Origin of the sequence: Methylobacterium segetis (assembly GCF_004348265.1) — a bacterium.
In the GTDB taxonomy this organism is placed as follows: Bacteria; Pseudomonadota; Alphaproteobacteria; order Rhizobiales; family Beijerinckiaceae; genus Methylobacterium; species Methylobacterium segetis.
The window spans coordinates 1-9,089 of record NZ_SMNT01000164.1 but is presented as its reverse complement, the minus strand read 5'-3'; the positions used below and the strand labels follow the sequence as shown (position 1 = coordinate 9,089).

Annotated in this window: 11 protein-coding genes; 5 read left to right on the top strand and 6 right to left on the bottom strand. The window is 69.7% G+C overall.

The window, feature by feature from the left end; genetic code table 11:
- On the top strand, positions 1–2,059 hold a 2,059-nt coding region (locus tag E1J50_RS27615; protein WP_207919291.1), incomplete at its 5' end, for a tandem-95 repeat protein.
- 105 nt (positions 2,060–2,164) lie between these two features.
- On the opposite strand, the gene E1J50_RS25100 is transcribed toward E1J50_RS27615, so the two are convergent.
- Positions 2,165–3,052, bottom strand: coding sequence for an alpha/beta fold hydrolase (locus tag E1J50_RS25100; RefSeq protein WP_132256866.1), 888 nt, complete (start codon positions 3,050–3,052; stop codon positions 2,165–2,167).
- Positions 3,053–3,313: 261 nt separating this feature from the next.
- On the opposite strand from E1J50_RS25100, the gene E1J50_RS25095 reads away from it, so the two are divergent.
- The 3 genes from E1J50_RS25095 to E1J50_RS25085 all read left to right on the top strand — a co-directional run bounded on the left by E1J50_RS25095 (position 3,314) and on the right by E1J50_RS25085 (position 4,584).
- Positions 3,314–3,931 carry a DNA-3-methyladenine glycosylase family protein gene (locus E1J50_RS25095; RefSeq protein WP_132256863.1) on the top strand — a complete coding sequence of 206 codons (618 nt, stop codon included), beginning with the start codon at positions 3,314–3,316 and terminating at the stop codon, positions 3,929–3,931.
- 135 nt (positions 3,932–4,066) lie between these two features.
- Entirely contained in the window at positions 4,067–4,303 is a 237-nt protein-coding gene (locus tag E1J50_RS25090; protein WP_132256861.1) for a hypothetical protein, read from the top strand.
- 2 nt (positions 4,304–4,305) lie between these two features.
- Positions 4,306–4,584: a hypothetical protein gene (locus E1J50_RS25085; RefSeq protein WP_245516750.1), complete on the top strand. Its 279-nt coding sequence runs from the start codon at positions 4,306–4,308 to the stop codon at positions 4,582–4,584.
- Positions 4,585–4,651: 67 nt separating this feature from the next.
- Here E1J50_RS25085 and E1J50_RS27610 read toward each other — a convergent pair whose 3' ends face one another.
- Together E1J50_RS27610 and E1J50_RS25080 are read right to left on the bottom strand one after the other, a co-directional pair.
- Positions 4,652–4,810, bottom strand: a complete 159-nt coding sequence (locus tag E1J50_RS27610; RefSeq protein WP_165937977.1) for a hypothetical protein — start codon at positions 4,808–4,810, stop codon at positions 4,652–4,654.
- 808 nt (positions 4,811–5,618) lie between these two features.
- Positions 5,619–6,347 carry a M15 family metallopeptidase gene (locus E1J50_RS25080; protein ID WP_132256859.1) on the bottom strand — a complete coding sequence of 243 codons (729 nt, stop codon included), beginning with the start codon at positions 6,345–6,347 and terminating at the stop codon, positions 5,619–5,621.
- A 114-nt stretch (positions 6,348–6,461) separates the two neighbouring features.
- Here E1J50_RS25080 and E1J50_RS27605 point away from each other — a divergent pair, with 114 nt between their 5' ends.
- The gene (locus E1J50_RS27605) at positions 6,462–6,611 is read left to right on the top strand and encodes a hypothetical protein (RefSeq protein WP_165937976.1); all 150 of its coding nucleotides are present in this window, start codon (positions 6,462–6,464) and stop codon (positions 6,609–6,611) included.
- A 126-nt stretch (positions 6,612–6,737) separates the two neighbouring features.
- Here E1J50_RS27605 and E1J50_RS25075 read toward each other — a convergent pair whose 3' ends face one another.
- From E1J50_RS25075 to E1J50_RS25065, 3 genes are all read right to left on the bottom strand, one after another.
- Complete coding sequence (locus tag E1J50_RS25075) at positions 6,738–7,307, bottom strand: TadE/TadG family type IV pilus assembly protein (protein WP_132256857.1); 570 nt, start codon at positions 7,305–7,307, stop codon at positions 6,738–6,740.
- Positions 7,304–8,716, bottom strand: coding sequence for a TadE/TadG family type IV pilus assembly protein (locus tag E1J50_RS25070; RefSeq protein WP_165937975.1), 1,413 nt, complete (start codon positions 8,714–8,716; stop codon positions 7,304–7,306). The genes E1J50_RS25075 and E1J50_RS25070 overlap by 4 nt, the downstream gene beginning before the upstream one ends.
- 108 nt (positions 8,717–8,824) lie before the next feature.
- Positions 8,825–9,089, bottom strand: a 265-nt coding sequence (locus tag E1J50_RS25065; protein WP_281024596.1) for an HD-GYP domain-containing protein, incomplete at its 5' end; no start/stop codon positions are given.

Below are 9,089 nucleotides of genomic sequence, written 5' to 3'. Positions count from 1 at the left end.
CACCCCTGCGAACCAGATGCCGGCCAGCGGGACGACCGGCGTCGTCACCATCAATCCGAGCCCCACCAACCAAGCCGCCATCATCGCGAAATTCGCCGACGAGGTGAAAACGCTGACCGAGGTCTACAAGGCGAAGATCTCGGCCATCGGCATCGGCGACAGTTCGCTGACCTATCTCGATCCGATCGACAACACCGGCGGGGCCGAGAAGGTGACGACGCCGAGCGCGCTCTCGGCCTCTCTTCTGGGCTCGCCGGTGCCCTCGGCGAGCATCGCCGCCTTCACGCTGAGCGTGAACGCGCGCGTGGTGCCCGGCATCACCAAGGCGAACCTCGTCTCCACGCCGCTCGGCCTCAAGATCGACGCGAACCTCGCCGCGCTCAAGCCCTATCTCGGCGACAGCAACACGGTCGTGGCCAGCGTCACCTTCACGGACGGCACCACCCTCGTCACGGATCTCGTCGTGACGGGCGTGCTGCCGCACGCCTTCGATCCGCCGGGCCTCGGCGCCTCGCCGCCGAGCGAGATCCTGGTGGAGGCCGGCGCCGAGACCGCGGGCGTGCCCGAATCGGTCGTGAGGCTCGTGCGCGCCGCGAATGCGCCCGCCTACGACACCGCCGGCTGGACGCAACTCACGCCCGCGACCTTCGCCAAGGCCGGGACCTACGGCACCACCCTCCTCGATACCGCAGCGAACACGCTGACCTACGCCCTCGACAACGCGCGCAGCGCGACGAACGCGCTCCAGGCCGGCGCCATCGTCACCGAGAAGGTCGAGATCCGTCTCGTCGGCGGCCTGAACAAGGACATCGCCTTCACGATCACGGGGAGCAACGACGCGCCGGTCGCCGCGGACGCCGCCGCCTCGGGCGACGAGGATGGCGTTCTCGCAGGACAGCTCTCCGCGATCGACCCCGACACCTCGGTGGACGACCTCATCGTCGCGCTGGTGGGTGAGGCCACCCACGGCCACGTCGCGATCGATGCACGGGGCCACTACACCTACACGCCGGACGCGGATTTCAACGGCACCGACCAATTCACCTATCGGGTCAATGACGGATCGGACGCGGGCAACGTCGCCACCGTCACGCTGACGGTGCGGCCGGTCGAGGATGCGCCGAGGGTGGCCGGCCCGCTCACCCTCGAGGCGGACGAGGGGAGCGCCGCCCGCCTCCTCGACCTTCTCCTCAATGCCCGGGATGCGGACGGCGACGCCCTCGCCATCACCGATCTCCGCTATAGCGTGGACGGTCAGCCCTCGGCCGCCCCGCCGGCCGGATTGAGCCTGTCCGGCAGCACGCTCGCGGTCGATCCGTCGGATCCGGCCTTCGACGCCCTGGCCGAGGGGGCGACACGGACCATCGTGGCCGCGTACGACATCGTGGACGGCCAGGGCGGCAGCGTTCGGCAGACGCAGACGCTCGTCCTCCATGGCGTCAACGACGCCCCTTCGGCCTCGAGCGCCGCAGCGGCGACCGAGGCGGGCACGCCGCTCTCCGGCAGCGTCTCCGCGACCGACATCGATGGCGACGCCCTCACCTACGCGGTCCGGACGGCACCCGTGCACGGCACACTCAGCCTCGGCGCGGACGGCCGCTACACCTACGCGCCGGACGCGGGCTACGCCGGCAGCGACGGCTTCACCTTCACGGCGAGCGACAGCCGCCTCGCCGCGACCGGGACCATCGACCTGACGGTCAAGCCGGACGCCGCCGCGCCGGTCGTGACGGGAACGGCCGGCGACGATGTCCTGCAAGGCGGCGCGGGCGACGACCGGATCGACGGGCGAGGCGGCGACGACCTGCTCTCGGGCGGAGCGGGGGCCGACACCTTCGTGTTCAGCCCCCTCGCCGGACATGCGCGGATCGCCGATTTCGAGATCCACCGCGACGTGGTCGAAGTGTCGTCCAACGCATTCGCCGATGAAGCGGCCATCCTCGCCCAGGCGACGCAGGTCGGCGCCGACACGGTGATCAGCCTCGACGCCACCCACAGCCTGACCCTGCAGAACGTGGCGACGGCAAGCCTGACGGCGGCGGATTTCCACGTCGTCTGATGCCGCGTCGCCTTCGCCCGCCACCGGGCAGGGGCTGCCGAACCGGGTGGGGCGCATTCTTGGTCATGTCCGGCGATCCTCGAAGCGGCGCGCCGCCCGAGAGCGTCATCCCTCGCCGGACAGGAAGGCGACGATGCGCCGGTTGATGCGGTCGGGCTGTTCGAGATGCAGCCAGTGGCTTGCGCCCTCCACGATCTCGAGCCGGCCATCGTCGCAGAGCGCGAGGCCGGCCTCGGCGACGTGACGCTCCAGGAAGCTGTCCTCGCCCGCCCAGAGGATCAGCGTCGGCGGCGCCAGCCGGGCCGGCTCGCCCCGCGCCGGCCGCTCGCGCAGGGCGCGGTAATAATTCAGCATCGCCGTGAGCGAGCCGGGATGCGCCCATGCCTCGGCGTAGCGGTCGAGCGCGCCGGGCTCGAAGGTTTCAGGCCCCCCGCTCCCCTGCATCATCGTCCGCAGGCCCGCGAAATCGAAGCTGCCGAGGCTCGCCTCGGGCAGCCAGGGCAGCTGGAAGAAGGCCACGTAGGTGCTGCGCAGCGCCTGGGTCGGATGGCGCCGAACCTGCCGTGCCCAGATGTCGGGATGCGGACCGTCCATCAGCACCGCGCGCCCGATCCGCTCGGGGTGCCGGGCCGCCACCCACCACCCGATCACCGCCCCCCAATCGTGGCCCACGAGGTGGAACCGGCCCGCCCCGTAGCTGTCGCCCAGCGCGACCACGTCCGCCGCGAGCGTGTCGAGGTCGTAGGCGCCGACCTCCTGGGGGGCGTCGCTCGTGTTGTAGCCGCGCATGTCCGGGACCACGACGTGGAAGCCCGCCTCCGCGAGCGGGGTGATCTGGTGGCGCCACGCCCACCAGAACTCGGGAAAGCCGTGCAGCAGGACGAGGAGCGGATCGCCGGGGCGGCCGGCCTCGACGAGGTGGAGCGAGAGGCCGTTGATCGTCCGCGCCGCGTCGCGCCAGCCGGGCTGCAGGAGGGGCGAAGGCTCGGTCATCGCGGGGGGGCGTCCTGTTCCGGCGGGGGGCGTTTGCGGCGGCATCGGCGGGCCGGCATGCCGGGCTCGCTCGGCCCGCATCCAGGCGCGGGCAGCGCCCACCGTCCGGCTAAGAAGAGTCGTGTGCCGGCGCCGCATCGGGCCCGCGCCGCCGCCGAACCAAGGGCCCCCGGCCGGGTTTGGTTGCAGGCGACGCCGGAGGGACCGACATGTTCCGGGGGAGCGTCAGTCGAGACGCGTCGAAGGGGGTGGCCGGGTCCGATGCTCGATCCCGAGGTCTACGACCACCTGCGGCAGGTGGCCGGCACGGTCTCCGAGCCGCTCCTGTCCGCCATCGAGCGCGTCGGGCCGATCGGCATCGCGGTGCCGATCCATGCCCGCGTCGCGGACCGGCTGTTCGTCGAGGTCGTCAACCAGCAGCTCTCCACCCGGGCCGCGGCCGCGATCTGGGCACGGGTCGAGGCCGCGGCGGCGGCGCGGGCCTTGTCGCCGCGGGACCTGTTCGTCGCTGGGCACGAGGAGGCACTGCGGGCCTGCGGCATTTCCCGGAACAAGGTGCGGGCCCTGCAGGCGATCCGCGAGGCGGACGAGGCCGGGCTGCTGACGGCCGATCTCGCCGGAATGCCCCACGCGGACCGTTCGGCCATCCTCTGCGGCATCCGCGGGGTGGGGCAATGGACCGCCGACATGATCGGCATCTTCCACTACCTCGACCCGGACATCTGGCCGGTCGGGGACGTGGCCGCCGTGGGCAGCCTCCGCCGCTTGACCGGCTGCACGGACACGGCCTCCTTCGCCGCCGCGTTTGCGCCCTACCGGTCGATCCTGGCGCGCTACGCGTGGCGCATCCGCGACGTGCGGGACGCGCTCGTGGCCTGAGCGGTCCGGTCGGACCGGAGTGTCGCCCAAAGGACACGCAGGCCGCACAAACGTGCCGCCCCCTCGCCGCGGCCACATTCCCTCCACCCGGGGAGGATGAGGTGCGCGGCGGATCGGGGAACCAGGGAGCGCGTCATGTTTGCTCTTCGCACGGCCAGAAGCTCGGCGGCCATCGGCCCCGGACGGCCCGTCGCCGATCTCGACCGGCACGCCGCCGGCTGCGTCACCCGCGGTGTCGCCTCCGGGCTGCGCGACGTGCTGCCCCTCCCGGACGGGGAGGCGCTTCCGACGCGCTTCGATCCCCTGATCCGGCGCCTGTTGAGCGGGCCTCTGGGCCCGTTCCGGGCCTCCTCGCGTCGAAAGGTTGCGTGATGTTGGCAGGCACTTCCTCCCCCGAGCGCGTCAACGTCGCGCGGCTGCCGACCCGCGCCGTCGATGTCGAGGCCGACGAGAACATCGCCTCGCTGATCGCGGTCCTGCAGGATCAGCTCGCCCTGGCCCGCGAGGGCAAGCTCCGCTCCGTGGCCGTCGTCTCGGTCGCGGCCGATGGCGGCGCCGTCGGCACGCACTGGTCCTGCACCAACGAGGACATTGTGAGCCTGATCGGCAAGCTGACGGTCCTGACGCACGACCTCATGGCGTCGCGCAGCTAGCGCGACGCGCACGCGCAGAGGCGGCCGGCGCTTGCGCGCGCCGGCGGCGCCTGTGCCCTGAGGCGGCCTAATCCGTCGGCGTGAGATCGTCGGCCGACCACGTCTCGCGGACGTCGCCGACATCGATCTCGTAGGCTTCGCCGAGGTTCCAGACGCCGACGATGGCGCCCACGCGCCCGTCGGGCAGGCGAACCAGATCGAGGCGGTCGAACGGGGATGGTGTCATGAGCAGGCCCTCCCTGCATCAACCCCCATCCGCCCACTTTCGCTCCCCGTCCCGATTCGCACACAGACGGCCGGGTCCGGGCGGCGCGCCGGCCGCTCTCTGCTAGGGTCTGAACTCAATCAGCTTGGCCGCGTGAAGGGCCGCTGAGGGTGGCAACCGGACTTTGGTCACTCGCCTCGAAGCGGACGTTCCGCAGCCGATCGTTAGCAGACGCAAATCTTTCTAGATGAATATCAAGGATTGGTAGCCTTACTATGTTGATTTTTTAGGCCGCTCCCGCCTAACAGGAAACACTCGGACGCAATACTTGACTTTTAGTCGTCAACGTTCGGAGACACTATCGAGATATCTTCTCGGAACTCTCTTCAAGCCCAACTTCGCTCGCCGCTTGTAGTCTCTCAGTGAGTCGATGAAGTAATATAAGTATGCAAAAGATACCAGTGCGCCTACGAGATATGACCCTGCGTCGATTGCAATAAAATCAATAAATAAGACGACAATAGCTAGAACATTCCATTTAATGCCGAACCAGATGGCATCGTATGGCGTCGGGATTTTGTCCGGATTACTTTTAAACATTGCCGCACCCTAGCAAGTGGGCTTCTGCGAGCGCAAGCGCAGTGAGCAGCATTTGATGAACGAAGCCGTGGAGGAAGCTGACATCGGGACTGCCCCTACCTGACTTCCGCTTTCCACCCATCACGGTCGTAGGTCATCGTCAGCCGCGCTGCCAGGAAGCGGACCTTCCGGAGGCCCGCGATGGGTCGCAAGCGGCCCCTCGCACGGTCAAGCTGATCGAGTTTTGACCCTAGGGCACCGGCGCGCGCACCGGAACGTCGAAGCCCTGGGTCCGGTGAGGCTCGTCGCGCAGGGTGAAGTGCCACCATTCGGGCGCGTAGGGCATGAAGCCCGCCGCGCTCATCGCCTCGCGCAGGCGCGCCCGGTTCGCACGGGCCTCGTCGGAGAGCGCGGCCCCCTCCCCCGACCGCGGCCCGAACAGGTCGAAGGGCGTGCCCATCGGCCGCTCGCGCCCGGTGGCGCGCTCGACGAGGGTGATGTCGACGGTGGAGCCGCGGGAATGGGCGGATCGCTCGGCGATGTAGCCGAGCCGGAACAGGTCGCCCTTGTCGAGATCGGGATAGAACTCGGCTTTCCCGGCGACATCGGCCGGGTCGCGCGCCCAGCGGACGAAATCGGCCACCGCCCGGAGGGGCCGGTAGCAATCGAAGACCTTCAGGCCGAGCCCGTCCGGCTCCAGGGCGGCCTGGGCGCGGGCGAGCGCGGCCGTCGCGGCGGGGGTCAGCAGGCAGAGCGGCGCCTCGTAGCCCGCGATCGGCCGCCCGACGAAATTGTGCCGGCCCGCGTAGCGGATCTCGGTGACGAGGCCGGGCACGCGGCGCGCGGCGTCGACGAGATCGGGCTCGGCCCGCGCGCTGCCCGCCGCCAGGAGCAGCGAGGCGACCGACGCGGCGCGAGTCAGCCGCCGCCCACGCCGCCCCGGCCCATCGCCCGACACGGGAATCGCGTCCCTCGGCATCGCCCTTCACCCTCTCGGTCCGGTGGCATCCGGTCCCCGGCATCTCATAGGCGCGCGGCTTCCGGAACGCATCGCGGTTTGCCCGCATTGCCGGTCATCGCGGAGGAGCGGACCATGACGGAGAAGAAGGGCCACGGCAGCGCGGCGGCCAAGAGGGCGAACGCCAAGGCGAGCCACGAGGGCAAATCGAACCCGCGCACCTCCTCCTCGGCCCAGGCCGAACTCGGCAAGAAGGGCGGCAAGACGGCCGGAAAGAGCAAGTAGGGCGTCAGGCGTCGGGAGCGGGCCCGGCGGCGATCGCGCGGGCCTTCGCGCCTCGGCGGCCCATGATCGCGATCTACGTTCGATGGCCTCGAAACAGGATCGCGCCGTGGTGAGGTGATCGCGCTCTCAGGTGCACGACTTGCCGCTGTACGGTTCGGTCCGGAAGATCGCGGTCGTCGTCAGGAGCTGCCGCCCGCCGGTCATGCCGTTGCCGCTGACATCGAGGAAGCTGAACGGCCGGGCCACCGGCACCGCCGCGCGGATCGCCACCACGTCGTTGCCCTCCGGGCACTCGAAATGCGTGCCGAAGCTGACGACGAAATCCTTCCGTTTCCCGTCATAGGCCGGCGGGATCTCGCTCGCCGAGAAGCCGGACTGCCGGGTCACGTCGAGGCGCAGGTCGTCGCAGCGGAAGAACACCGCCCTGCTCCCGCACATGATCCGCCGCATCCGCTCCGACGCCTCGGTCCCATCGGCGAGGTCCTGGAACTCGCCGGTGCGCAGCAGGCGGGCGGCGCGGTCGACCGCGACGTCGAGCGTCTGTTGCGACAGGAAGAGGAACGCGGCCTCGAAGGTGGCGCACAGCAGAACGATGAAGGGAAAGGCGACGAGCGCGAATTCGACCGCCGTCGCGCCGTCGCTGTTCTGGGCGAAGAGACGTCCGAACCTCGCCGAGACTGCGCGGCGCCAGCTCATTGCGTGAGCATCAGCTTGCCCGATACGGGGCCGACGCCCTTCGGGACCGGCACGCTCGTCGCGTCGTAATTGGCGTTGAGGTAGAGGTTCGGCCCCTCGTAGAGATTGAGCTGCTGCGCGACGACGACCGTGTAGGCCGATTGGTCGGCCACCGGCTTGCTCGCGTCGATGACGAGCCGCCCGCTCGGCAGGTAGATCGTCCCGAGCATGGTGCGGGCGTTGTCGCTGATGATGCGGTAGACCCGCAGCGGCTTCGTGAGGCTCAGCGCCGGCGGGGTCGGCGAGATGATGTCGCCGACGAGGGTCTCGACCAGGGTCGTCGGGTCGATGGGCAGGGCGACGGTCCGCTCCTCGGACATCAGCAGCCCGGCCATCACGCCCGTGGTCGGCGCCGTGAGGCTGATGGTGGTCTTCTTGTCGAAGACGAGGCCGCCCTTGTTGCCCGTGAAGTAGAAGGCCACCTCCGTGCCCGTCATCGTCGCCTTCTTGTCGACGACGAGCGGCCCGTCCTTCATCACGTAGATGCCGGGCTTCAGCGTGACGACGGCGTTCTTCGTGATGTGGAGGCCGCCGCAATAGGTTCCGGGCTCAAGGGTGACGGTGGTGTCGATCTTGTTCTCGGTGAGCTTGAGGAGATTTAGCGGGAACGGCAGCTCCCGGCACGCCTCGATCGTCGGGGCCGGCCGGTCCTTCAGCGGATCCTCGATCGCCGGGCAATCCGTCTGGGGGTTCGGTGAGAAGTTGGCCCTCGGGCCGAGATAGCCGCCCGAGGAGCAGATCGTCTGGGCCTTGGCGAGCGCGTTGTCGCCGCCCACCATCCCCATCGGGTTGCGGGAATTCGAGTACAGCGAACAATTGTTGGCCGTGACCTGGGCATTCTTCTGCAGGTTGAACGCGCCCGCCGCACCGGGATCGAGGGCGAGCATGCACAGCCGCATCCGGCCGACGATATTCGCCCGGGCTTTTGCGGCGACAATCGTGCTTCCGTAGCCGACGAATGCCCCGAAGGTGAGGCGAATGCTTTCCTCCGCCCGCGCGAAGACGCCCGTACGGTCCTCGGAGACGGTGACGTTGACGGTGATGGGTCGATCGGGGGCGGCCTTCGCGGCGTCGCGGATGGTCTGCTCGGTGAGGCCGACGATGCTGGCCGGGGTCGAGGCGGCGAGTTTCAGGGCATTGCCGCCGGCCAGAGTCCCGGCATCGACCGCCGCCTGCAATTGGCTGCGCCGGTGGATCAGGCGCGCATAGTCGCTCGCTCCACCCGCGAGGCCGATCAGCACCGTCGCCCCGAGGCCGAAGAGCACGGCGACCGAGCCGCGCCGGTCGGTGCGCAGCGCCGCAAGACTCGCGCGACGCCGCCACGCGCTGCCCGGCCAGGAACCGCTCCGGCCCGTCTCACCACCCCGCATGCTGTCCCATGCCCGTCTAAAGCGTGTCGCCGCAGCCCCAAGGCGCCCCGCGGACATCCGGTCTTTGGTCGTCTCGTGCATGTCAGATCGTCCGGCAGCTCGCCGCGTTCATGCCGCCTCGCTCACCGAATTCAGCTGGGCCGCGATGTCGGCCCAACGGCTGAGGAAGGCCGCGACGACGCCCGGGTCGAAATGAGACCCGCTCTTGTCGAGGAGATAGGCGCGCGCCTCCTGCGGCGACCAAGCCTGCTTGTAGGGACGCGCCGTGGTGAGCGCATCGAACACGTCGGCGACCGCGACGATGCGGCCCGACAGGGGGATTGTCTCTCCGCCGATGCCGTTCGGGTACCCGCTGCCGTCCCAGCGCTCGTGA